At 63.8% G+C, this 21,918-nt stretch carries 23 protein-coding genes; 11 read left to right on the forward strand and 12 right to left on the reverse strand.

Features of this window, described 5'->3' with window-relative positions:
• Positions 1–1,113, reverse strand: coding sequence for a Re/Si-specific NAD(P)(+) transhydrogenase subunit alpha (locus ACZ0AJ_RS18160; RefSeq protein WP_499455864.1), 1,113 nt, complete (start codon positions 1,111–1,113; stop codon positions 1–3).
• A 248-nt stretch (positions 1,114–1,361) separates the two neighbouring features.
• On the opposite strand from ACZ0AJ_RS18160, the gene ACZ0AJ_RS18165 reads away from it, so the two are divergent.
• Together ACZ0AJ_RS18165 and mnmA are read left to right on the forward strand one after the other, a co-directional pair.
• Positions 1,362–1,844, forward strand: coding sequence for an NUDIX hydrolase (locus tag ACZ0AJ_RS18165; RefSeq protein WP_258835919.1), 483 nt, complete (start codon positions 1,362–1,364; stop codon positions 1,842–1,844).
• Positions 1,845–1,865: 21 nt separating this feature from the next.
• On the forward strand, positions 1,866–2,978 hold the full coding sequence (mnmA, locus tag ACZ0AJ_RS18170) for a tRNA 2-thiouridine(34) synthase MnmA (RefSeq protein WP_258835920.1): 1,113 nt from the start codon (positions 1,866–1,868) through the stop codon (positions 2,976–2,978).
• A 7-nt stretch (positions 2,979–2,985) separates the two neighbouring features.
• Here the strand turns inward: mnmA and ACZ0AJ_RS18175 are convergent, their stop codons facing one another.
• Positions 2,986–4,764, reverse strand: a complete 1,779-nt coding sequence (locus tag ACZ0AJ_RS18175; RefSeq protein ID WP_499455865.1) for a sensor domain-containing phosphodiesterase — start codon at positions 4,762–4,764, stop codon at positions 2,986–2,988.
• 167 nt (positions 4,765–4,931) lie between these two features.
• On the opposite strand from ACZ0AJ_RS18175, the gene ACZ0AJ_RS18180 reads away from it, so the two are divergent.
• Positions 4,932–5,666 (forward strand): GAF domain-containing protein, encoded by a 735-nt coding sequence (locus ACZ0AJ_RS18180; protein ID WP_499455866.1) that lies wholly within the window; start codon positions 4,932–4,934, stop codon positions 5,664–5,666.
• A gap of 6 nt (positions 5,667–5,672) precedes the next feature.
• On the opposite strand, the gene ACZ0AJ_RS18185 is transcribed toward ACZ0AJ_RS18180, so the two are convergent.
• From ACZ0AJ_RS18185 to ACZ0AJ_RS18210, 6 genes are all read right to left on the reverse strand, one after another.
• A complete protein-coding gene (locus ACZ0AJ_RS18185; RefSeq protein ID WP_499455867.1) occupies positions 5,673–6,071 on the reverse strand; it encodes an ANTAR domain-containing response regulator in 399 nt (132 codons plus the stop codon).
• 33 nt (positions 6,072–6,104) lie between these two features.
• Entirely contained in the window at positions 6,105–6,887 is a 783-nt protein-coding gene (locus tag ACZ0AJ_RS18190; RefSeq protein WP_499455868.1) for a 5'-3' exonuclease, read from the reverse strand.
• Positions 6,888–6,977: 90 nt separating this feature from the next.
• Complete coding sequence (locus ACZ0AJ_RS18195; RefSeq protein ID WP_499455869.1) at positions 6,978–7,658, reverse strand: glutathione S-transferase; 681 nt, start codon at positions 7,656–7,658, stop codon at positions 6,978–6,980.
• A 70-nt stretch (positions 7,659–7,728) separates the two neighbouring features.
• Entirely contained in the window at positions 7,729–7,989 is a 261-nt protein-coding gene (locus ACZ0AJ_RS18200) for a DUF6587 family protein (RefSeq protein WP_499455870.1), read from the reverse strand.
• A gap of 2 nt (positions 7,990–7,991) precedes the next feature.
• Complete coding sequence (feoB, locus tag ACZ0AJ_RS18205) at positions 7,992–9,872, reverse strand: ferrous iron transporter B (RefSeq protein ID WP_499455871.1); 1,881 nt, start codon at positions 9,870–9,872, stop codon at positions 7,992–7,994.
• A 4-nt stretch (positions 9,873–9,876) separates the two neighbouring features.
• Positions 9,877–10,131 carry a FeoA family protein gene (locus ACZ0AJ_RS18210; RefSeq protein ID WP_183556016.1) on the reverse strand — a complete coding sequence of 85 codons (255 nt, stop codon included), beginning with the start codon at positions 10,129–10,131 and terminating at the stop codon, positions 9,877–9,879.
• Positions 10,132–10,379: 248 nt separating this feature from the next.
• Here ACZ0AJ_RS18210 and ACZ0AJ_RS18215 point away from each other — a divergent pair, with 248 nt between their 5' ends.
• Both ACZ0AJ_RS18215 and bfr read left to right on the forward strand, forming a co-directional pair.
• Complete coding sequence (locus ACZ0AJ_RS18215; protein ID WP_183556015.1) at positions 10,380–10,589, forward strand: (2Fe-2S)-binding protein; 210 nt, start codon at positions 10,380–10,382, stop codon at positions 10,587–10,589.
• Between the two features lie 252 nt (positions 10,590–10,841).
• On the forward strand, positions 10,842–11,312 hold the full coding sequence (gene bfr, locus ACZ0AJ_RS18220; RefSeq protein ID WP_183556014.1) for a bacterioferritin: 471 nt from the start codon (positions 10,842–10,844) through the stop codon (positions 11,310–11,312).
• A gap of 56 nt (positions 11,313–11,368) precedes the next feature.
• On the opposite strand, the gene ACZ0AJ_RS18225 is transcribed toward bfr, so the two are convergent.
• Together ACZ0AJ_RS18225 and ACZ0AJ_RS18230 are read right to left on the reverse strand one after the other, a co-directional pair.
• Positions 11,369–12,304, reverse strand: a complete 936-nt coding sequence (locus ACZ0AJ_RS18225; protein ID WP_499455872.1) for a PfkB family carbohydrate kinase — start codon at positions 12,302–12,304, stop codon at positions 11,369–11,371.
• On the reverse strand, positions 12,301–12,918 hold the full coding sequence (locus ACZ0AJ_RS18230; protein WP_499455873.1) for a glutathione S-transferase N-terminal domain-containing protein: 618 nt from the start codon (positions 12,916–12,918) through the stop codon (positions 12,301–12,303). The genes ACZ0AJ_RS18225 and ACZ0AJ_RS18230 overlap by 4 nt, the downstream gene beginning before the upstream one ends.
• A gap of 157 nt (positions 12,919–13,075) precedes the next feature.
• On the opposite strand from ACZ0AJ_RS18230, the gene purB reads away from it, so the two are divergent.
• A complete protein-coding gene (purB, locus tag ACZ0AJ_RS18235; RefSeq protein ID WP_499455874.1) occupies positions 13,076–14,455 on the forward strand; it encodes an adenylosuccinate lyase in 1,380 nt (459 codons plus the stop codon).
• A 72-nt stretch (positions 14,456–14,527) separates the two neighbouring features.
• Here purB and ACZ0AJ_RS18240 read toward each other — a convergent pair whose 3' ends face one another.
• The gene (locus ACZ0AJ_RS18240; RefSeq protein WP_499455875.1) at positions 14,528–16,510 is read right to left on the reverse strand and encodes a TOL_0244 family TonB-dependent receptor; all 1,983 of its coding nucleotides are present in this window, start codon (positions 16,508–16,510) and stop codon (positions 14,528–14,530) included.
• A 148-nt stretch (positions 16,511–16,658) separates the two neighbouring features.
• Here ACZ0AJ_RS18240 and ACZ0AJ_RS18245 point away from each other — a divergent pair, with 148 nt between their 5' ends.
• The 3 genes from ACZ0AJ_RS18245 (at position 16,659) to ACZ0AJ_RS18255 (ending at position 18,493) form a co-directional block, all read left to right on the forward strand.
• The gene (locus ACZ0AJ_RS18245) at positions 16,659–17,207 is read left to right on the forward strand and encodes a cytochrome b (RefSeq protein WP_499455876.1); all 549 of its coding nucleotides are present in this window, start codon (positions 16,659–16,661) and stop codon (positions 17,205–17,207) included.
• Complete coding sequence (locus ACZ0AJ_RS18250; protein WP_499455877.1) at positions 17,204–17,776, forward strand: YceI family protein; 573 nt, start codon at positions 17,204–17,206, stop codon at positions 17,774–17,776. The genes ACZ0AJ_RS18245 and ACZ0AJ_RS18250 overlap by 4 nt, the downstream gene beginning before the upstream one ends.
• Before the next feature lie 147 nt (positions 17,777–17,923).
• Positions 17,924–18,493: a YceI family protein gene (locus tag ACZ0AJ_RS18255; protein WP_258835932.1), complete on the forward strand. Its 570-nt coding sequence runs from the start codon at positions 17,924–17,926 to the stop codon at positions 18,491–18,493.
• Positions 18,494–18,604: 111 nt separating this feature from the next.
• Here the strand turns inward: ACZ0AJ_RS18255 and ACZ0AJ_RS18260 are convergent, their stop codons facing one another.
• The gene (locus tag ACZ0AJ_RS18260; protein WP_183556008.1) at positions 18,605–19,927 is read right to left on the reverse strand and encodes a hypothetical protein; all 1,323 of its coding nucleotides are present in this window, start codon (positions 19,925–19,927) and stop codon (positions 18,605–18,607) included.
• Between the two features lie 281 nt (positions 19,928–20,208).
• Here ACZ0AJ_RS18260 and ACZ0AJ_RS18265 point away from each other — a divergent pair, with 281 nt between their 5' ends.
• Together ACZ0AJ_RS18265 and ACZ0AJ_RS18270 are read left to right on the forward strand one after the other, a co-directional pair.
• Positions 20,209–20,478 carry a GlsB/YeaQ/YmgE family stress response membrane protein gene (locus ACZ0AJ_RS18265; RefSeq protein ID WP_123067791.1) on the forward strand — a complete coding sequence of 90 codons (270 nt, stop codon included), beginning with the start codon at positions 20,209–20,211 and terminating at the stop codon, positions 20,476–20,478.
• A 70-nt stretch (positions 20,479–20,548) separates the two neighbouring features.
• Positions 20,549–21,826, forward strand: coding sequence for a phospholipase D-like domain-containing protein (locus ACZ0AJ_RS18270; RefSeq protein WP_258835933.1), 1,278 nt, complete (start codon positions 20,549–20,551; stop codon positions 21,824–21,826).
• The last annotated feature ends 92 nt before the right edge of the window (positions 21,827–21,918 follow it).

A 21,918-nucleotide genomic window follows, 5' to 3' on the forward strand; every position in this document is an offset into this window, starting at 1 on the left:
TTACTTGCGCAGCAGTTCTCCGGCGCTGCACATCAGGGTCGCGCGCACGATCTCGTCGCCGCGGTCGATATGGAACTGGCCGTCGGCGTCGATCACCAGCTTGAGAAAATCGAGCACGTTGCGCGCATACAGGGCCGAGGCATCGGCCGGCACCAGCGTGGCCAGATCGGGTTCGCCGATGATGTGCACGCCGTGCTTGAGGACAGTGGCGCCGATCTCGCTCAGGGCGCAGTTGCCACCCTGCGCCACGGCCATGTCGACAATCACCGACCCCGGCTTCATGGCCCGCACCGTGTCTTCGCCGATCAGCACCGGCGCGCGCCGGCCCGGAATCAGGGCCGTGGTAATGATGATGTCGGCCAGCTTCGCGCGTTCGTGCACGAGCTGCGCCTGGCGCCGCATCCAGTCGGCCGGCATCGCGCGCGCATAGCCGCCGCTGCCGGCCGCGATCTCGCGCTCTTCGTCGGTTTCATACGGCACGTCGATGAATTTCGCGCCAAGCGACTCCACCTGTTCTTTCACTGGCGGGCGCACGTCGGATGCTTCGATCACGGCGCCCAGCCGCTTGGCGGTGGCGATGGCCTGCAGGCCTGCCACCCCGACGCCCATGATCAGCACGCGCGCAGCCTTGACGGTGCCGGCGGCAGTCATCAACATCGGCATGAAGCGCCCGTAGCTATTTGCGGCCAGCAGGATGGCCTTGTAGCCGGCGATGTTCGCCTGCGACGACAGCACGTCGAGCGACTGTGCGCGCGTGATGCGCGGCGCGGCTTCCAGGGCAAAGGCAGTAATGCCGGCGGTGGCCAGCGCAGCGAGATTCTCACCATCGAAGGGATCGAGCATCCCGACCAGCACCGCGTCGCGGCGCATCATGGCCAGCTCGCCGGCAGCGGGACTGCGCACCTTGAGCACCAGGTCGGCGCCGAACGCGCCAGGGGCATCGACGATGACGGCGCCGGCGGCCTCGAACGCGGCGTCTGGCGCCGCCGCATGCAGGCCGGCGCCGGCCTGCACCATGACCTCGTGGCGTGCGGCCAGCTTTTTCACGGTCTCGGGGGTGGCTGCAACACGGGTCTCGCCCGGCCGGGTTTCGGCCGGAATACCAATTCTCATGGATCCCTCCATTCGTTGAACTGCCGCGCCAGCAAATCTATCACGTCTTTACAGTGATTGTTCAAATATTAAATTTGCGTGGCCGATTTGATCATCCGTAGAGACCGTGCAGGGCGCACGGAGCCATGATGGTTGTTTTTGCGTCAGATCAAGCCCGATTAACCACATGCCAACGTTGCAGGAAGCGACCGGCTGAGCAAACACGGGCCTTGTCAAGGTAGAATACCGGCTCATTTTCAAGGACAGGCATGAGCGATATCTTCAAACCATCGGTTACCGTGGCAGCGATCATCGAGCACGAGGGCCGGTTCCTGCTGATCGAAGAAGAGACGAGCGAAGGTATCAAGCTGAACCAGCCCGCCGGCCATCTCGACCCGCACGAATCGCTGGAACAGGCGGTGGTGCGCGAAGCGCTCGAAGAAACGGCGCACGAGTTCATCCCGCGCTCGCTGGTGGGCATGTACATGTCGCGCTACCACTCAAAGTCGCGCAATGCCGACGTCACCTACCTGCGTTTCACCTTTGCCGGCAGCGTCGGGCGCCAGTTCGACCAGCCGCTCGACGAGGGCATCCTGCGCACCATGTGGATGACGCGCGACGAAATCGCCGCCACCGTGGACCGCCACCGCAGCCCGATCGTGCTGCGCTGCGTGGACGACTACCTGGCCGGCCAGAGCACGCCGCTCTCGCTGCTGCACACCCACCCTTCGGTCTTCGAAGGCGGGATCTGAAGAATTCACTACGGACGTAACATGCGCAAGAAAAAAGTCGTGATCGGGATGTCGGGCGGAGTCGACTCCTCGGTCGCGGCCTGGATGCTCAAGGAACAAGGCTACGACGTGGTCGGCCTGTTCATGAAAAACTGGGAAGACGACGACGATTCCGAATACTGCTCGACGCGCCAGGACTGGATCGACGCGGCCAGCGTGGCCGACGTGGTCGGTGTGGACATCGAGGCGGTCAACTTCGCCGCCGAATACAAGGACCGCGTGTTCGCCGAGTTCCTGCGCGAATACCAGGCCGGCCGCACCCCGAACCCGGACGTGCTGTGCAACGCCGAAATCAAGTTCAAGGCCTTTCTCGACCATGCGATGAAGCTGGGCGCCGACCTGATCGCCACCGGCCACTATGCGCGCGTGCGCGAAAACACGGCCAGCGGCAGCTTCGAGCTGCTCAAGGCCTTCGACGCCACCAAGGACCAGAGTTATTTTCTGCATCGCCTGAGCCAGGCGCAGTTGTCCAAGTCCCTGTTCCCGCTGGGCGAGATCCCGAAAACCGAGGTACGCAAGATCGCCGAAAAACTCCAGCTGCCCAACGCGGCCAAGAAGGATTCGACCGGCATCTGCTTCATCGGCGAGCGGCCGTTCCGCGACTTCTTGAACCGCTACCTGGCCTACAAGCCGGGCCCGATCCGGCTCGACGACGGCACACAGGTGGGCGAACACGTCGGCCTGTCGTTCTACACGCTGGGCCAGCGCAAGGGGATCGGGATCGGGGGTCTGAAGTCACGCAAGACCGCTGACGGTATCAGCGAGCCGTGGTTCGTCGCGCGCAAGGACATCGAGGCCAACACGCTCTACATCGTGCAGGGCCATGATCATCCGTGGCTGCTGTCGGACCGGCTCGAAGCCGGCCAGGCCAGCTGGATCGCCGGCCACGCACCGGCGGCCGGCGCGCTGTCGGCCAAGACCCGCTACCGCCAGGCCGACATGGCCTGCCGCGTGCTGGCCGATGGCGACGCGCGCTTCGCGCTCGATTTCGATGAAGCCCAATGGGCGGTCACGCCGGGCCAGTCGGCCGTGCTGTACGACGGCGACGTGTGTCTGGGCGGCGGCATCATCGACGTGCGCTCAAGCGCCGCCTGACGCCACATCAAGGCTGGCGCGCCGCCAGCCACTCCACCAGCACGGCGGGCGCCAGCGGCCGCGCGTGCAGGTAACCCTGGACCTCGTCACAGCCGGCCAGGCGCAGGAAATCTTCCACTTCCACCGTTTCGACGCCTTCGGCCACGACCTTGTGACCGAGATCGTGCGACAGCTTGATCATCGTGCCCACCAGCGCGCGGCAGCGTTCGTCCTGGACCAGGTTGCGCATGAAGCTCTGGTCGATCTTGACCACGTTCGCCGGCAGGCTTTGCAGGTACGACAGGCTGCTGTAGCCGGTGCCGAAGTCGTCGATCGCCAGTTGCACGCCGGCGCGCCCGAGGCGCTCGAGCGTGGCCTGCGCGACCTTTGGATTGCGCATCAGCGCACTTTCGGTCAGCTCGATCACCAGGCACGATGGCGCCAGGCCATGGTGCTGTAATTCCATCAGCACGCGGTCGCAGAAATCCGGCTCTTCCAGATTCACGGCTGAGACATTCACCGCCACCTGCAACGCCAGACCGTCCCGGCGCCAGGCGACCATCTGGCGCAGCGCCGCGCGCAGCACCCACTCGGTGGTGGCGCGCGCCAGTGACGTCGTCTCGATCACCGGCATGAATTCGCCGGGCGAGATCGCGCCGGCCGTCGGATGGTTCCAGCGCAGCAGCGCTTCGACACCGACGCAGGCGCCATCGAGCAGGCTGACCTTGGGCTGGAATACCAGATGCAGTTCGTCCTCGCTCGCGAGCGCGGCGCCGAATTCGGTCACCAGCCAGAAGCGGCGCTGCAGGATCGCGTCGTGATGCGACGAGAACACGCGCACGCAGCGTTCGGCCGCCAGCGCATCGTGCGCGGCGCTGTGCATATTGCGCAGCAGGTCCAGGCCTTCGGTCTGGCCGACCGTGAACGGCGCGATGCCCACCGTCGTCGTCGTGATCAGGCGCGCCTGACCATAACTGGCGCGCGCATCGAGCCACGACTGCATCTGCTCGCAGAACGGCTCGATCGACAAGCCGCGCGGCGCGAAGAACGCAAACTGCGTGCTGCCCACATGATAGATCTTGCCGGCGCCGCCCAGGCGCAGCTGCGGCACCGTTTCACGCACCATGTCGTCGAGATAGCTCGACCCCATGACGCGCTGGGCATCGCTCAGTTCCTGCGGGCTGGCCAGGCTGATCAGGGCGGCGAGGCGCACCTCGCCATTCGGCTCATACAGTTCGAGGTCATTGAAGTCGATGATGAACTGGTTGCGGTTCGGCAGGCCGCTGACCGGATCGACGCGCCCGAATGCATGCTGCAGTTCGATCTGCGCCATCACCATGGTCGCCAGGTCCGTCAGCGCCTGGCGCTCGGCCAGGCTGACCTGGCGCGGTTCGGTACCGAGCACGCACATCGCGCCCAGGCAAAAGCCTTCGCTGGTCGTGAGCGGCGCGCCGGCATAGAAGCGGATTCCGCCGTCCGCCAGCGGGCTGTCGCGGAAATACGGGTCTTCCAGCAAATCCGGCACGACCAGTACCTCGCGCTCGTCCGACACCATCGCGCACGGCGCTCTCATCCGCGGAATCGTGTCGTGGGTAATACCGACCTTCGACTTGAACCATTGACGGTTGGCGTCGGTCAGCGAGACCGCCGCGATCGGCAACCCGAATAATTGCGCGGCCATGCGTGTGATGCGATCGAACGCTTCGCTGGGCGGGCTGTCGAGCAGCTCCAGACGACGCAGGGCATCGAGACGGGCAGTCTCGTACTGAGGCGACGCACAGTGCGGTTGAAAGAGCGGAGGATTCATGAAAAGACGACGCGCCGTTGCGCGTAAATATGACGAATATGACGGACAGAATCTATTGTTGCTAATAAAAAACTTAAGGTCAATCATTATTTTCAAGCGAATCGTTGTATTCGTCATTTTTAGTTGCTTCGTGTAAAATAAAAGCAGCAAATCACATGAACGATGTCATGAAAACACATGAATTTAACGATCCGATACTGACTACCCGCGAAGCAGCGCAGTTGCTTGGTGTTGCTGTCAGTACGGCCCAGGTATGGATGGAGAGCGGTGATTTGCCGGCCTGGAAGACACCTGGCGGCCATCGTCGTGTGCGCTACAGCGCCGTGATGCGCCTGGTGCGCGAGCGAGTCGCATTAAAAGAAGCCGATAAGGCGACAAGTACCCCAGTGGCTGCGGAGTTCCTGCCGGCTTCGGCGCCGGATTACCCGGTCCCGACCAATGAGGCACAGCGGCTGGCAGCGCTCGCTCACAGCGGCCTGATGGATTCGGAAGATGACGTGGCCTTCGATCGCCTGACCTGGCTTGCCGGCCACGCCACGGGCTGCCCCATGTCCCTGATCACCTTGTTGTCAGCAGAGCGCCAGTGGTGCAAATCGCGCGTCGGAATGGAAAACCGCGAGACCACGCGTTCATTGGCCTTCTGCAGTCACGCGCTGATGCAGGACGAGCCTTTCGTGGTCGAGGATGCCAGTGCCGATCCGCGCTTTGCCGACAACCCGATGGTCACCGGCGCGCCGTTCATCCGTTTTTATGCCGGCTACCCGGTACGCACCGCCGACGGGCTCGCGCTGGGCTCGCTGTGCGTGCTCGATACCGAGCCGCGCCGCCTGCGCGAGCGCGAGATGCGCGCACTGCGCGAACTGGCCGTGCTCGCGTCGGACGAAGTGCAGCGCCGCGCATAGCCTGCATCAGCCCGGCTTGCCCGGCGCCTGCTGCTGCTGCTTGACGAAGGCGATGACGGTATTGCGGATCGTCTTGAGCACGGTGTCGGCCTTGAACGGCTTGACGATGAAGCCGTGCACGCCACGCCCCAGCGCGCTCTGGACTGCGGCGGCGTCGAGCGTGCCCGACACCAGAAACACGAGCGTCTTGGGCAGCGTCGCGCGCAGCTGCTCGACCACGTCGCTGCCGTCCTCAACCTGTTCGCGCGCGATGCAGATCACGTGCGGGTGGTGCTTGACTGCCAGCGCCAACCCCAGCGCGCTGGTGTGCGTGGCGCCGACCACGTTGTAGCTGCCGTCGGCCAGCACGGTGCCGAGCGTCGAGCGCGAGACGGCGTTTGCATCCACGATGACCGCTTTGAGCATAGCTTCACATTCCTTGTCAGTGCGCTGAATAAATCAGCCTTCGTACGCCAGTGTTTTCCATGTCACGCCCAGGCGCACGTCCAGTTTCAGCGACACCAGACAGCGTGACATCTCCAGTATCTCACGCTCGGCGCGCAATCTCTCGCCAAGTGGCGTCTTGAGGATGCCGGCGCCGGCCATCACGGCCTCGAGATTGCCGTACGCACCCAGCAGGCGCGCCGCCGTTTTCATGCCGACCTTCGACACGCCCGGCACGCCATCGGTCGGGTCGCCCATCAGCGCCAGCAGGTCGTGCAACTGCTCGGGCGCCACGCCAAAGCGTGCACGGACCCAGGCGTCGTCGTGCCACTCGTTCTTGAAATGATCCCACACCAGCGCGCCGTGTGCGATCAAAGGATGCAGGTCCTTGTCGGTGGTGGCCACGACCGCCGTGCCGCGGCCTTCGGACAGCCAGCGCATCACGCCGGTAGCGATCACATCGTCGGCTTCGACCTCGGGCACCATCAGCACATGCAGGCCCGCCGCGCGCAGGCGGTCGTGAAATTCGGGCAGCGCCGCGCGCAGTTCGGACGGCATTGCCGCCCTGCCCTCGCGGTAGCGCGGATACAGCGCATGGCGCCAGGTGGGGCCGCCATAATCAAAAGCAGCCAGCACGTGGGTCGGCGCATGCGCCTCGAGCACGTTACGAAACGACGAGAACGCATGGCGCAGCGCGATGCTGGCCTTCAGGTCGGAATCGGGCTCGGGGCTGGCTTCGTAGACGCGGCGCACGATGTTCAGGCCGTCGATCGCGAGCAGCTTTCCCGGAGTAGACATGTGATGTGGGCATGAAGAGACGTGGAAGGCGCCCATCATAAACCGGTTGCACGGTCGCGGGAAGATGCGCGACCGTGGTGGGGACTGGCCTTACTTCGCGTACGCGTACTCGCCACCGCGCTCGAGCGCGCGGCGGTACGCCGGCCGCGCATGGATGCGGGCCAGGAAATCGGTCAGGTTCGGGTACTTGGCATCGAGCCCGCCGCGCGAGGCAGCTGCCTCGAGCGGGAAGCTCAGCTGGATGTCGGCGGCGCTGAACTCTTCACCGGCAAACCACGGGTGTTTGCCCAGTTCAGCTTCGAGATAAGACAGTTGCAGCGCGATCTGCGGCAGCACGAAGGTGCCCTTGACCTTCTGCGCAATGCCGCGCGCGATCGGCTTGGCAAAGAAGGGCATCGGCGTGCTTTCGATCTTGTCGAACACGAGCTTGAGCAGCAGCGGCGACATCATCGAGCCTTCGGCAAAGTGCAGAAAGTGCGTGTAGCGCAGGCGCGCCGGCGTGCGGGCGGCGGGCACCAGGCGTGGCGCATGCGTGTCGGAGGCGCGCGCGGTCAGGTACTCGACAATGGCGCCCGACTCGGCCACCACGAGGTCGCCATCGGTGATCACGGGCGATTTGCCCAGCGGGTGCACGGCCTTCAGTTCGGGCGGGGCCAGCATTGTCTTGGGATCGCGCTCGTAGCGCTTGATCTCGTACTCGAGTCCGAGTTCTTCGAGCAGCCAGAGGATGCGCTGCGAGCGCGAATTGTTCAGGTGGTGGACGACGATCATGGCGTGGACAGGAAAGTGGAGATGGCGGCCAGCTTAGCACCGTTGGCCACGCACCTGCAGCCCGCTAGCGCTAGCGCTGGTGCAGCTTGATGACGCGGTGCTTGCCCGCGCCCTGCGGTGCCGGCGCCGCGGCTTTCGGGGCGCAGCTGCCGCAGCTGCCGCCACCGCAGGCGCCGCCGCTGCTGGTACGCAGCCAGCGCGCCAGCGCCGACTGGCGGCCGTCCCTTGTCAGCAGCAGCACCGCGCGTGCTCGCAGCGGGGCCGGCAGGTACTTCGCGCCCAGGTACAGCGCGGCGACGGTAACGATGACGATGACGGTCAGTTCTTGCATGGTTAGGCTCCGGTGAAGGCCAGCGTGACGCGATAGACGATGAACGCCGCCACGTAGGCCAGCGCGAACATGTAGCCGGCCATGATCCAGGCATATTTGCGGCTGCCCGTTTCGCGCGCCACGGTGGCGAGCGTCGGCAGACAGTGCGGCGCATAGACATACCAGGCCAGCAGCGACAGGCCGGTGGCCAGCGACCACGACTGGGCGATCAGCGGTGCCAGCGTATTGCCGACTTCATCGCCGCCCGACAGCGCGTACACGGTGCCCAGCGCGCCGACCGCCACTTCACGCGCGGCCATGCCCGGCACCAGCGCGATGGCGATCTGCCAGTTGAAGCCGATCGGAGCCAGCACGACTTCGAGTGCGCGGCCGATCATGCCCGCCACGCTGTAATAGATCGGCGGATGGGTCGCGCCTTCCGGTGCGCCGGGGAAGCTGGAGAACAGCCAGAGCAGGATCATCATGGCCAGGATCAGGGTACCGACGCGCATCAGGAAGATCTTGGCGCGTTCGAGCAGGCCCGAGGCCAGGCCGCGCGGATGCGGCCAGTGATAGGCCGGCAGTTCGAGCATGAGCGCGTGCTGCTTGTAGCCGTTGCGGCGCTTCATGAACCAGGCCACGGCCATCGCCGACAGAATGCCGGCCAGGTACAGCACGAACAGCACGATGCCCTGCAGGTTCATGAAGCCGCCCACGACGCGGTCGGGAATGAACGCGGCGATCAGGAGCGCATACACCGGCAGGCGCGCCGAACACGTCATCAATGGCGCAATCATGATCGTGACCAGGCGGTCGCGCGGATTCTGGATCGTGCGCGCAGCCATCACGCCCGGAATCGCGCAGGCAAACGACGACAACAGCGGCAGGAACGAGCGGCCCGACAGGCCCACGCTGCCCATGATGCGGTCGAGCAGGAACGCCGCGCGCGGCAGGTAGCCGACGTCCTCTAACAACAGGATGAAGAAGAACAGGATCAGAATCTGCGGCAGGAACACGAGCACGCTGCCCACGCCGGCGATGATGCCGTCGACGATGAGACTGTGCAGCATGCCCTCGCCGATCCACGAGCCGACCATCTGGCCAAAGGCGCCCATGCCCGCCTCGATCAGTTCGATCGGTGCATCGCCCCAGCTGAACACGGCCTGGAAAATCACGAACATCAAGAGCGCCAGGATGATCGGACCGGCGACCGGGTGCAGCACGACGCCGTCGATCTTTTCGCTCAGGTTGCCGGTGTCCTTCGCCGACGAGACGGCAGCGGCCAGGATGCGGCGCACTTCGCGCTGCGTGTCTTCGACCGACACTTCGTCGATCGCCGACAGCGGTTTGGGCGTTACCGGCACGCCGAACGGCATTGCGTCGAGCTGGGCCAGCAAGGCCTTCTCGCCGCCGGACTGAATCGCAACCGTCTCGACGACCGGCATGCCCAGCTCTTGCGAGAGCTTGGCCGTGTCGATCTCGATGCCGCGCTTTTTGGCCACATCGACCATGTTCAGCGCCAGCACCATCGGCAGGCCCAGACGGCGCAGCTCGAGCACCAGGCGCAGGTTCAGGCGCAGGTTGGTGGCGTTGACGACGCACAGGATGGCGTCGGGCGGGACTTCACCGGCGCGCAGGCCGGCGACCACGTCGCGCGTGATGCCTTCGTCGGGCGTCTGCGCATTCAGGCTGTAGGCGCCCGGCAGGTCGAGCACGCGAAACGCGCGCCCGGCGGGCGACGTGAAGCTGCCCTCCTTGCGTTCGATCGTGACGCCGGCGTAGTTGGCGACTTTCTGGCGCGCGCCGGTCAGGCGGTTGAAGAGCGCGGTCTTGCCGCAGTTGGGGTTGCCCAGCAGTGCAACCAGCGGCGTGCGTGACGCGACTTGCGATTCCATGACTCCCATGCGACTAGTCCGCCTGGATCGAGACGAGAGCAGCTTCGAAGCGGCGCAGCGCAAAGGTGGATTCACCGACCTTGACGGCCAGCGGACCGCCCATCACGCGCTTGAGCACGCGAATGCGCTCGCCCGGCACGAAGCCCAGCTCCATCAGGCGGCGCTGGACGTCGATGCCGCCCTCCTGCGCACCGGACGCAAGATGGACAACGGTGGCGCTCTGGCCCGTCTTGAGCGAGTCGAGGGTTGGCAATGCGGCGTGGGTCATGGCGGCTTCCGAAAAATTGTTGCGCGTATGAGACAGCGACTGGAACGATCCCGGTATCATAAACCTAAATAGGAATTATTTCTATTTGCAGCTTGTCATTGCCAGACGGTCAAGTCCAAAAAAAGTGCATTTGAACCGAAAATTTCGCTTGCGTTCACGGTCGAGTTTACAGAAAATAGCAACGCAAATGAGAATGATTCGCATTTTATAGACTAAACTGCAATGGTTGTTTCAAAAGGGTTGCTCCAATGATCGTCTGTGTCTGCAATAACATCTCCGACCGTGAAATCCGCCAGGCTGCTGAACTGGGCATCTCGTCGATCGCCGAACTGCGCAAGGAACTGGGCGTGGGCACCATGTGCGGCACCTGCGTCAGCTATGCACGCGAAGTGCTGCACGAGCACATCGACAGCAAGACCACCGTCACCGAAGTGCGCCGCTTGCCACAGGCTGCCTGAGCCTTCTTCGATTTTCCGGTAGCGCTGGCCTCGCAATCTGTGCGGGGCTTTTTTTCGTCGGTGGCAACGGTGTAACCGGGTAGTGAGAACCGTTCGCACAGTGAACTGAGAACGGTTGCTATTACGCGCAGAAATGGCACATTTCGCGTTATTTAATGCGCTTTTTTACCCATTTTCGCGCAATTTCTAGCGTTTTAATGGCTCTCTGTTTGCTATCATGGAGGTCATTCAACACATTACCGAGGGCACCCCATGAAAGGCGATCCAAACGTCATCCGTCTGCTGAACGCACAGCTGACCAACGAGCTGACCGCGATCAACCAGTACTTCCTGCACGCGCGCATGTATCGCCACTGGGGCCTGGACAAGCTGGCGAAGAAGGAATACGACGAATCGATCGGCGAAATGAAGCACGCCGACAAGCTAATCGAACGCATCCTGATGCTCGACGCGCTGCCAAACCTGCAGGCGCTGCACAAGCTGATGATCGGTGAGTCGACGCAGGAAACGCTCGAATGCGACCTGAAACTCGAACGTGCCGCGCACGTGACGGTCAAGGAAGGCATCGGCGCCTGCGAAGCGGCGGCCGATTACGTGTCGCGCGACCTGCTGTTGATGATTCTCGAAGACACCGAAGAGCACATCGAGTGGTTGGAGACGCAGCTGGACCTGATCGTCAAGATCGGCATCCAGAACTACCTGCAGACCCAGATCGGCGAGTAAGCTTTGCCGGCCGGACTCCCGCCCGGGAGTCCGGCGCTTCAGGCACTAGCGCACCCTCAGCGCCAGCGCGTCATCCACTTGTCGTAAAACCCCATATCCCTTGGCACCGCACCCGGTATCGCGCAGATCGCACCGGCGAATTCGTTCGCGCGCGCGAGCGTGACGTCCAGCGACCAGCCGCGCGCCGTACCGAGCAGGAAAATGGCCGAGAAGGCGTCGCCCGCCCCCACCGTGTCGATGACGAACGGCGGCGCCGGCGTCTCGTGGTTCTTGAGCGCGCTGCCATCGCTGCCGAAGTACACCGAGCCGCGGTGGCCCAGCGTGACGATCAGCGCGTCGAGCGAAAACATCGTCAGCAAGGCCTGGCATGATGCGCGCACTTCGTCGGCCGACAGCGCCGGGGCGTCGGCTTGGATCTGGCAATACCAGCCGAATAGCGCCTGCAATTCTTCTTCATTGACCTTGACGATGTTGGCCGCGTCCAGCGAGCGGGCCACGCCGCGTTCGTCGTACTGGCCGTCGCGCAGGTTCAGGTCGAGAAAGCGTGGCGCGCTGCTGGCCGCCAGCACTGCCGTCAGAGCGGCGCGCGACTGCAGGTTGCGCTGGGCCAGCATACCGAAATAGACCATGGCCGGCTGCACGCCCGCCAGCGCAGCGCCGGCCGTGGCGGCATCGATGAAATCGTAGGCCTGGTGCGGCAGGATCGTGAAGCGGTGGCCGCGCGGGCCGCGCTCGACCAGCACGCGGCCGGTTTCTTCGATCGGATCGACCTGCAGCCCGGCGTCGCTCATGGCGAAGCGTTCGAACTCGGCGCGCACCAGCTGGCCGCTGCGGTCGTTACCGATGCGCGTGATTGCCAGGCACGGCGCCATGAAGGCGGACAGGTGGCGCGCCACATTGAACGGCGCACCGCCGACGATCTGCTCGTTGTTGAAGTCGTCGACGAGCGCTTCGCCGAAGATGACCGTCGTGGACAGGTTGTTGTCCATCATGCGGCGACGACAGGCACGGTGTCCTTGAACGACTGGCGTTCGGACAGTTTGTCGAACAGGCGCGCCAGGTTGGGGTAGTCACCGCGCCAGTCGATCTCGGGGAAGCGGAACGCGAGCCAGCCCAGCGCGCAGCCCACGGCGACGTCGGCCAGCGTGTACTGGTTGCTGCGGCAGAAGGCGCCCTCGCCCAGGCGCTCGGACATCACGCGCAGGCCGGTAGTCACCTTGCCCATCTGGCGGGCGATCCACTCGGGACTTTGCTGCGCTTCGGGGCGCAGCGTTTTTTCAAGGCGCACCAGCACGGCCGCATCGAGCACGCCATCGGCGAGCGCTTCCCAGACCTTGACCTCGGCCCGTTCGCGCCCGTTCGGCGGCAGCAGCTTGCACACCGGGGTGAGCGTGTCGAGGTATTCGACGATCACGCGCGAATCGTACAGGGCACTGCCGTCATCCATCAGCAGGCATGGCACCTTGCCCAGCGGGTTGGTCTGCGCGATGGTGGTGTCGGCCGACCAGACGTTTTCGAGGATGAAGGCGCAGTCGAGCTTTTTCTCGGCCAGCACGACGCGCACCTTGCGCACGTAGGGGCTGGCAACGGAACCGATGAGTTTCATGGATGTACGCAAGTGGAAATTGGACTTCAGTATAGCATCGGCCCCAGCCGCAAAACCTGCACCGGCGCCGCTACGGTGCGCTGCAACATCGCAGCATCGGCAAGGGGTGGACGGCCGGCCAGTGGTAAAATCCGCGTTTTTGACCGACACGCCAGCCATGACCTCTACTGCTCTGTCGCCGACCCTGTCGGCCCTGTCCCCGCTCGATGGCCGTTACGCCACCAAAACCGACAAGCTGCGTCCCATCCTGTCGGAAACGGGTTTCATGCACCACCGCGTGAAGGTGGAAATCGCGTGGCTGCAGGCGCTGTCGCAGGCAGGCTTCGCCGAGATCAAGCCATTCTCGAGCGAAGCGATCGCTCACCTGGACGGCATGGCGGCCAACTTCGGCGAGAAGGACGCGGCCCGCATCAAGGAAATCGAAGCGGTCACCAACCATGACGTCAAGGCGGTCGAGTACTGGCTCAAGGAGCAGGTCAAGGACGTGCCGGAACTGGTCGCGGCCAGCGAATTCATCCACTTCGCCTGCACCTCGGAAGACATCAACAACACATCGCACGGCATGATGCTCAAAGCGGCGCGCGATGGCGTGATGCTGCCGGCGCTGCAGGCGATCATCGCCAAGCTGACCGAGATCGCGCATACCAATGCGGCGCTGCCGATGCTGTCGCGCACCCACGGCCAGACGGCCAGCCCGACCACGCTGGGCAAGGAGATGGCCAACGTCGTCGCCCGCCTGCAGCGCGCCATGAAGCGCATCGCTGACGTCGAAATCCTGGGCAAGATGAATGGCGCGGTCGGCAATTACAACGCGCACCTGTCGGCCTATCCGGGCTTCGACTGGCCGGCGTTCTCGAAGGACGTCATCGAGACGCGCCTGGGCTTGACCTTCAACCCGTACACGATCCAGATCGAACCGCACGACTACATGGCCGAGATGTTCGACGCGTTTTCGCGCGCCAACACGATCCTGCTCGACCTGAACCGCGACATCTGGACCTACGTTTCGCTGGGCTACTTCAAGCAGAAGCTGAAGGCCGGCGAAATCGGCTCGTCGACCATGCCGCACAAGGTCAACCCGATCGACTTCGAAAACTCGGAAGGCAACCTGGGCCTGGCCAACGCGCTGCTGCGCCACATGGCCGACAAGCTGCCAGTCTCGCGCATGCAGCGTGACCTGACCGATTCGACGGTGCTGCGCAATATCGGCGTGGGCTTCGGCTACACGCTGCTGGCCTACGACAGCTGCCTGCGTGGCCTGAACAAGCTGGAAGTGAACGCAGCGCGCCTCGAGCAGGACCTGGACGCGAACTGGGAAGTGCTGGCCGAGCCGGTGCAGACCGTGATGCGCCGCTACGGCATCGAGAACCCGTACGAGCAGCTCAAGGAACTCACGCGCGGCAAGGGCATCACCCGCGACGCACTGCGTGAATTCATCGGAACGCTGGCCGTGCCGCAGGAAGCGAAAGACCTGATGCTGGCAATGACGCCGGCAAACTACATCGGACTGGCCGCCAAGCTGGCGGCAGAGATCTGATGTTGCGCACGATGCCGCCACACGGCGGCATCGTGCATGCATCTGCATTCATGATGCGCCGGCCCCGGCGCGTCAGTAATCCCACCTGACCTTCGCTCCCACACGCCGCTCGAACTCTGCCCAATACGTGGTCGAGCCGAACTCCGCGTGCCCGCCATTCAGGTTCTCGCCATACACCGACAAGGCCACGCCCGGCCGCAAGCGCCAGCCGAAGCGCGCATCGAGCGCCGTCGACGACGCAATGCGCGACGCCGGCATCTCGCCGGTCCGGCGCAGCGTGACGTCGATCTCGCGCGCATCGTCGATGTTGTAGTGCGACCGCAGTTGCAGCGTATGGGACGGGTCGCGCCGCGCCGCGGCCACGCCCATCACGTCGTTGCCGCCGGGTTTGAGGGCCAGGCGCTGGTGCAGCGCCGTCCAGCCGGCCGACAGGCGCCAGCGCGGCAGTGCCTGCCAATTGCCCCAGGTTTCGATGCCGCTGGCGCTGCCCTTGAGCAGACTGGCAAATTCGACGTAACTGAAGGTGGGGTCGATCTGCTGCCCCCTCAGATGGTCGTAATCGTGGTGGTACAGCACGACCGTGTACGACAGGCCCGCCGCCGGCTGGCCGCGGTAGCCCAGTTCGAGCACGCGCGCCACTTCACTGCGCACGTGCGGCCCGCCGCGCAGGATGAACGGCGCCTGGCCGGGCACCCAGGCATCGACGTCCAGCCGCGCGGGCGAGCGCACCGTGCGCGCGGCCGATGCCCACAGCGCTTGCTGGGGCGAGAGGCGCCACGACAGGCGCGCGCTCGGCAGCCATTCGATGCCGGTGTAATGGTTGTATTCGACGCGCCCGCCCAGCGTCAGGCGCCAGTCGTCGTTCAGCAGGATGTCGTCCTGCACGAACACGCTACCCCAGCGCAGCAGTTTGCGCGCCGGCAGGAACGCGACCCAGGGGCTATTGGTGACGCGGTCACGCGTGCTGCGGTAGTTGGCGCCCCACATCAGGTCATGGCGGCCTTTGGTGGCCAGCGTGTGCTGGAACTGCACGTCTGCGGTCGTGAGGCGCTCGGCGAATAGTGGCGGCGCCTCGCGCACGGTGTGATCGAGAAAGGCTTGCAGCGATACGCTGGCGCCCGCGTCAAGTGTGCGCTGCCAGCGCGCCAGCAGGTTGGCGCCATCCGAGCGCACGCGGCCAAATGTGGATGGGCCGAACGGCGTGGCCAGTTCGCCCGGCGCCGGCTGATCGAGGCGCCCGCGATTGAGATTGCCCACGACCGAGAAGGCATCGTCGCCCTGCTCCCAGTCGGCGCGCACGCCCACCAGCGCGCGCCGGTAGCCGTCGTCGATGCGCCCGTCCCCAATGCGCTCGCTGTCGCTGCGCCGCGTGACCTTGCCATACGCGCGCCAGGCCACGCCGCCATCGCTGGTGCCGCCCTGGCGAAACGCGGCGCCGGCCGCGCCGTCGCTGGCGCCATGCAGCGCCACCATGCCGCCCTGCGTATCGAAGGCCGAACGCGTGCTGATATTGATGACGCCACTGACGGCGTTCAGGCCCCACATCACGCCACCCGGCCCGCTGACCACCTCGATGCGCGCGATATCTTCGAGCAGCACGTCCTGCGCATCCCAGAACACGCCCGCAAACAGCGGCGTATACACCGAGCGGCCATCGATCAGCACCAGGATCTTGTTGGACAGGACGCTTGGCCCACTGTTCATGCCGCGCGCGCTGATCGAGTAGGCATAGCCATTGATGCGCGCCACGTGCAGATTGGGCGCAAGACGCAATACCTCGGGCAGCGAATCGGCGCCGGAGCTGCGGATGTCGTCGGCAGTGATGACGAACACCGCCGCCGATGCGTCCTGCAGGCGCTCGGGCCGCTTCGAGACCGACGTCACCTGGATATTGGCCAGTTCCTCGATCGACAGGTCGGCCAGATCGGCCAGATCGACAGGATTGGCCTGGCCATGGGCGAACGCCAGGACAGGCGCGGCGCAAACAAGAGCAACCCAGACAGCAGCGACACGCGCTCTGGCGGCAAACGGCATGCAGGGTATGAATGCGCTCATAACCAGATATTACATTCGGCAGAACGTGGTGGTGTATCTTTTGCAATCCGGTGTGGCTTGTTGGGCATGTAAAACCGTGTCAACACCACGACGGCCTTTTTTGCTATAGTGAGTTAGTTCTAGCCCGTACTAATTACTTATAAGAAAAATGCGTCGCTATTCGATTCCTGCAATCGTGCTGCACTGGCTGATGGCCATCGCGATCATCGGTACTTTTACCCTTGGCCTCGTCATGACCGACATCCAGGGCATCAGCATGGCCAAGCTGCGCTACACGAGCTGGCACAAGTGGGCCGGCGTGACGATCCTGGCACTGGCCGCGCTACGCCTTTTATGGCGCCTGTTCAACAAGCCACCTGCGTATCCTGCCGGGTTGCCGCGCTGGCAGCATGGCGCCGCCCACGGCCTGCATCTGGCGCTGTACGTGCTGATGTTCGCCGTGCCGCTATCCGGCTATTTCTTCAGCCTGGCGGCCGGCTATCCGGTCGTCTATTTCAGCAAGTTCCCGCTGCCGGTGCTGATCGGCCCCGACCCGGTGCTGCGCGAGACGCTGCGCGGCCTGCATTACTGGCTCAATATGCTGCTGGCGGCCCTTGTTGCCTTGCACGTACTTGCCGCGCTCAAGCACCTGCTCATCGACCGTGACGGCATCATGAAGCGCATGCTTCCCATCCCTACCCCGAAGGAAAAACCATGAATTCCATCAAGGCCCTGCTGCTGGCCAGCCTGGTTGCCGGCAGCGTCGCTGCCGTGCAGGCCGCGCCACTCAAGACCGACCTGGCAGCCAGCGGTGTTTCGGCTGTCTTCAAGCAGATGAACGTGCCGGTGGAAGCACCGTTTCGCACGTTCGCGGCGCAGATCGATTACGACGCCGCCAAGCCGGCGGCGGCCAGCGCCAGCGTCGAGATCACGACGGCCAGCTTCGATATCGGCGACGCCATGTATAACAAGGAAGTGGCCAAGAAGGAATGGTTCAATTCGGCGCAATTTCCTAAGGCTACTTTCGTCTCGACCAGCATCGCAGCGGCCGGTGCCGGCAAGCTGACGGTGTCGGGCAAGCTGACCCTGAAAGGCAAGAGCGCCAATGTCACGTTCCCGCTGACGGTCAAGGCGGCTGGTGCAAAAACCGTGTTCGAAGGCCAGTTGCCAATCAAGCGTCTGGCGTTCAATATCGGCGAAGGCGAGTGGAAAGACACGAGCATGGTCGCCGATGAAGTTGTCATCAAGTTTCGCGTTACCGCAGCACCAGCTACCCCAGCAAAATAAACTGTTTCACCACCACGTAGGGTGGACGGGTTCCCCGTCCACGCGTTCAACGAAGCTTGCTCAGTTTGAACGCGTGGGCGGCATAGCCGCCCACCCTACGGCTGCACGACAAATCTCTCTATCAACTTTTTTACAGGAATCGCACCCATGAACATCAAGCACCTGATCGCAGCCGCTGCCGCCTTTGCCGCCACGTCGGCCTTCGCCGCGCCAGTCACGTACGACATCGAGCCGAACCACACCTACCCGAGCTTCGAAGCTGACCACATGGGTCTGTCGGTATGGCGCGGCAAGTTCAACAAGTCGAGCGGCAGCGTCACCATCGACCGCGAAGCCAAGACCGGCTCGCTGGACATCACCGTCGACATCAACAGCATCGATTTCGGCCACGAAAAGATGAACGAGCACGCGAAAAAGCCGGACATCTTCGATGCTGCCAAGTACCCGACCGCGACCTTCAAGTCGAAGGCGATCAAGTTCACGGGCGACGTGCCGACCTCGGTCGACGGCGAACTGACCCTGCACGGCGTGACCAAGCCACTGACCCTGCAGATCAACAAGTTCAAGTGCATCATGCACCCGATGCTCAAGAAAGAAGCATGCGGCGCGGACGTGACCGGCACCTTCAAGCGCGACGACTTCGGCATCAGCTTCGGCCTGCCGAACTTCTCGCCGGAAGTGAAGCTGGCAATCCAGGTTGAAGCAGTGAAAAAGTAATCTGGTTCGACCATGAAAAATCCCCGCCGGTTCGCACCGGCGGGGATTTTTTTGATCAGCGCACTGACGAATCAGTGCAGCTCAGTGCTGCTCAGTGCACCTCAGTGCCGATTAGCGGCCATCACGGTCGAAGTCGCCCGGGATCGCGCGCTCGACACGGTGCCAGCCGGCGCGGGTGGCCGACTTGGCCTGGTCCCAGCTCAGACGCGAATTGCCTTTCGAGCGGTCCCATTCGGTCGACAGACGACCTTCGTTGGCATCGTAGCCACCGTCGTACTTGTCGTAGTTGTTGTAGCCCAGTGCGTAGGCTGGCTCGTAGTCGTCGTAGGTGTAGCCTGGCGTGTAGTAAGGCTGGGTCTGGTACTCATTGCGCCAGTAGTCATTCTCGGCCTTTGGATTGACCACATGGCCCACGCCCTTGCCTGCTGCGCCGCCGACCATGCCGCCGATCGCCGCGCCTGCCGCCACGCCCAGTGGGCCGGCTGCTGCACCGATCACCGCGCCAACCGTCGCGCCGCCGCCAGCACCGACGCCTTGCGCCAGGTTATGGTCGCTCAGTTCGTCGGTCGCTTTTGGATTGACCACTTCGCCCGCGCCACGGCCAGCTGCACCGCCTGCCAGGCCGCCGACGACAGCGCCTGCTGCCATGCCGATCGGACCGCCAACAGCGCCGACCAGTGCGCCTGCTGCTGCGCCCGAACCTGCGCCCACGCCCTTGGCCAGATGGTGCTCGGACAGGTCGTCGTTGGCTTTTGGATTGACCACTTCAGCTGCGCCCTGGCCAGCGATGCCGCCAGCGATGCCGCCGACAACCGCGCCTGCTGCCATGCCGATCGGACCAGCAACGGTGCCGACGGTCGCGCCCAGTGCCGCGCCGCCTGCCACGCCCAGGCCAGCGCCCAGCACGTGCGAACCACCCTGTTCGGTCCACGATTTGTGGATGTGCGCTGCATCTTCATCCGAACGTGCATTCACGCCCAGCAGGATGCCGCCGCCCTTGATGCCTTCTTCATAGTGCTGTGCGCGTTCTTCCGGGATGCCGGCACCGATCAGCGCGCCGATCAGGCCACCGGTGATACCACCCGCGCCAGCACCGGCCAGCGCCGCTGCCAGAGGACCGGCGACGACCAGGCCCAGGCCTGGCAGCACCAGCGTGGTGCCCACTGCTGCGATACCGGCCAGCACGGCGCCGATGGTGCCGCCGATACCGGCGCCAATGCCCGCGCCTTCAGCCGCCTTGGTGCCCAGTTCGGTGTCGGTGTCGGCGAAGTGGGTCTGACGGGTGGAGTCGGACATCATCAGGTTGACGTCATCGCGGTTGTAGCCGCGCTCGGACACGGTGCCATACGCACGCTCGGCGCTGGCACGGTCAGGGAACAGGCCAGTGACCATGCGCTGGTTATCCGTGGTGCGGGTGGTATCGAAGCTGCTCATGATGAATCCTTTGCTGGTTGGTTTCGGCAGCCGGCTACGGATGAGCTGTTGCTGCCAAGGACCTTCACCATAGGCCCCGTCTTCGCATGGCTCTGTTCGATGACGCACGTTCGGATGACTGACAGCATCTTGCCGCAAAGAATTTTCACGACGATGCAAATTCGTCATCGAAGGTACGCTGCCGCACCGACCCGCGTTTGTAGCGTCTTTAGACTTTTTCACATGGTCACGGCATTCGTTGGGCCTGGGGGAAATATCTTATCAATTGAGGAGGAAGCACCATGTTATTCATTATCTGGATCGTCGTTGGCGGTATTCTGGGTTGGCTGGCCAGCATGGTCATGAAAACCGATGCCGAGCAAGGCATCATCCTGAACGTTGTGGTCGGTATCATCGGCGCCTTCCTGGGCGGCTGGTTGCTGTCGCCACTGTTCGGTACCGGCACTATCAATTCCGACGACTTCAGTGTTGCTTCGCTCCTGGTGTCGTTCCTGGGTGCAGTCATCCTGCTGGCTATCGTGAATCTGCTGCGTCGCGGTCGCGTTCGCTAATATGGTGGTTCGCCACCCATAAAAAACCAACGCCCTGTGCGTTGGTTTTTTTTCCTCTGCGATTTTACTGATGAGCTCAAAAAAGTTCTGGACACTGTTGCTGACAGTGGCCGCCACCCTCGTTCTGGGGGTGCTCGCATTGAATTTCATGCCGGGCGAAAAACAGATCGAACGCCAGCTGACACGGCAATACGATACGGCCGATCCGCAGTTCCGTCGCTCGCTCGGCGTCTTGCTGGGGCCACCCATCATCGAAGGCAACCAGGTCGAGGCGCTGCTCAATGGCGACCAGATCTTCCCGGCGATGCTCGAGGCCATTCGCGGGGCGAAAAAAACGATCACGCTGGAAACCTATATCTACTGGTCGGAATCGATCGGTACCGAGTTTTCCGAGGCCCTGGCCGAGCGCGCACGCGCCGGCGTGAAGGTGCACGTGATGCTCGACTTCATGGGCAGCATGAAGATGGACAATGCCCAGGTCGACAAGATGAAAGCGGCCGGCGTGCAGGTGCAGCGCTATCACAAGCCGGTCTGGTGGAAGCTGGCGCGCATGAACAACCGCACCCACCGCAAGCTGCTGATCATCGACGGCACGGTCGGCTTCACGGGCGGCGTGGGCATTGCCGACCAATGGCGCGGCAACGCGCAGGACGAAGACCACTGGCGCGACAGCCACTTCCGCGTCGAAGGCCCGGTCGTCGGGCAGATGCAGGCCGTATTCAACGACAACTGGACCAAGGCCACGGGCGTCGTGCTCGATGGCCCGGCGTACTTCCCGCCGCTCCAGCCGAAAGGCACGATGCCGGCGCAGATGTTCTCCAGCTCGCCCACTGGCGGCAGCGAGAGCATGCACCTGATGTACCTGATGGCGATCACGTCGGCGCGCGAGACGATCGATCTGTCGGCCTCGTACTTCGTGCCGGATGAACTGACGGTGCGTACGCTGATCGCCGCCGCCAAACGCGGCGTGAAGGTACGCCTGATCACGCCGGGCCACATCATCGATTCGGATCTGGTGCGGGCGGCCTCGCGCGACCGCTGGCCCGAACTGCTGGCGGCGGGTGTGCAGATCTCGGAATACCAGCCGACGATGTACCACGTCAAAACGCTGATCGTCGACAAGCTGCTGGTATCGGTGGGGTCGACCAACTTCGACAACCGCTCGTTCAGTATCAATGACGAGGCGAACCTGAACGTGCTCGATGCCGGGTTTGCGACGCAGATGACGGACGTCTTTGACGCCGACTGGAAGCTGGCCAAGCCGGTAACGCCGCAGGCCCTCGCCAAGCGGCCATGGTGGGAACACGTGAGCACGTGGTTCGCGTCGTTGTTCGAGGCGCAGTTGTAAGCGCCGTTGCAGGCATCGTTGCAAAGAAGCCCGCGCCGGGACAGGCGCGGGCTTTTTCATTGGCGTGGCTGAAATACAGGTTGACGATCCGA

It is taken from the genome of Telluria sp. AC161, from assembly GCF_979258535.1.

Bases quoted from the DNA above. Each gene is read 5' to 3' on its own strand.
- ACZ0AJ_RS18210 (WP_183556016.1), bottom strand. From the start codon at position 10,131: ATGACCCACGCCGCATTGCCAACCCTCGACTCGCTCAAGACGGGCCAG.
- ACZ0AJ_RS18240 (WP_499455875.1), bottom strand. From the start codon at position 16,510: ATGAGCGCATTCATACCCTGCATGCCGTTTGCCGCCAGAGCGCGTGTC.
- ACZ0AJ_RS18255 (WP_258835932.1), top strand. From the start codon at position 17,924: ATGAACATCAAGCACCTGATCGCAGCCGCTGCCGCCTTTGCCGCCACG.
- ACZ0AJ_RS18185 (WP_499455867.1), bottom strand. From the start codon at position 6,071: ATGCTCAAAGCGGTCATCGTGGATGCAAACGCCGTCTCGCGCTCGACG.
- ACZ0AJ_RS18165 (WP_258835919.1), top strand. From the start codon at position 1,362: ATGAGCGATATCTTCAAACCATCGGTTACCGTGGCAGCGATCATCGAG.
- ACZ0AJ_RS18225 (WP_499455872.1), bottom strand. From the start codon at position 12,304: ATGATGGACAACAACCTGTCCACGACGGTCATCTTCGGCGAAGCGCTC.
- bfr (WP_183556014.1), top strand. From the start codon at position 10,842: ATGAAAGGCGATCCAAACGTCATCCGTCTGCTGAACGCACAGCTGACC.
- ACZ0AJ_RS18200 (WP_499455870.1), bottom strand. From the start codon at position 7,989: ATGCAAGAACTGACCGTCATCGTCATCGTTACCGTCGCCGCGCTGTAC.
- ACZ0AJ_RS18260 (WP_183556008.1), bottom strand. From the start codon at position 19,927: ATGAGCAGCTTCGATACCACCCGCACCACGGATAACCAGCGCATGGTC.
- mnmA (WP_258835920.1), top strand. From the start codon at position 1,866: ATGCGCAAGAAAAAAGTCGTGATCGGGATGTCGGGCGGAGTCGACTCC.
- ACZ0AJ_RS18195 (WP_499455869.1), bottom strand. From the start codon at position 7,658: ATGATCGTCGTCCACCACCTGAACAATTCGCGCTCGCAGCGCATCCTC.
- ACZ0AJ_RS18265 (WP_123067791.1), top strand. From the start codon at position 20,209: ATGTTATTCATTATCTGGATCGTCGTTGGCGGTATTCTGGGTTGGCTG.
- ACZ0AJ_RS18175 (WP_499455865.1), bottom strand. From the start codon at position 4,764: ATGAATCCTCCGCTCTTTCAACCGCACTGTGCGTCGCCTCAGTACGAG.
- ACZ0AJ_RS18230 (WP_499455873.1), bottom strand. From the start codon at position 12,918: ATGAAACTCATCGGTTCCGTTGCCAGCCCCTACGTGCGCAAGGTGCGC.
- ACZ0AJ_RS18245 (WP_499455876.1), top strand. From the start codon at position 16,659: ATGCGTCGCTATTCGATTCCTGCAATCGTGCTGCACTGGCTGATGGCC.
- feoB (WP_499455871.1), bottom strand. From the start codon at position 9,872: ATGGGAGTCATGGAATCGCAAGTCGCGTCACGCACGCCGCTGGTTGCA.
- ACZ0AJ_RS18215 (WP_183556015.1), top strand. From the start codon at position 10,380: ATGATCGTCTGTGTCTGCAATAACATCTCCGACCGTGAAATCCGCCAG.
- ACZ0AJ_RS18180 (WP_499455866.1), top strand. From the start codon at position 4,932: ATGAAAACACATGAATTTAACGATCCGATACTGACTACCCGCGAAGCA.
- ACZ0AJ_RS18160 (WP_499455864.1), bottom strand. From the start codon at position 1,113: ATGAGAATTGGTATTCCGGCCGAAACCCGGCCGGGCGAGACCCGTGTT.
- ACZ0AJ_RS18190 (WP_499455868.1), bottom strand. From the start codon at position 6,887: ATGTCTACTCCGGGAAAGCTGCTCGCGATCGACGGCCTGAACATCGTG.
- purB (WP_499455874.1), top strand. From the start codon at position 13,076: ATGACCTCTACTGCTCTGTCGCCGACCCTGTCGGCCCTGTCCCCGCTC.
- ACZ0AJ_RS18250 (WP_499455877.1), top strand. From the start codon at position 17,204: ATGAATTCCATCAAGGCCCTGCTGCTGGCCAGCCTGGTTGCCGGCAGC.
- ACZ0AJ_RS18270 (WP_258835933.1), top strand. From the start codon at position 20,549: ATGAGCTCAAAAAAGTTCTGGACACTGTTGCTGACAGTGGCCGCCACC.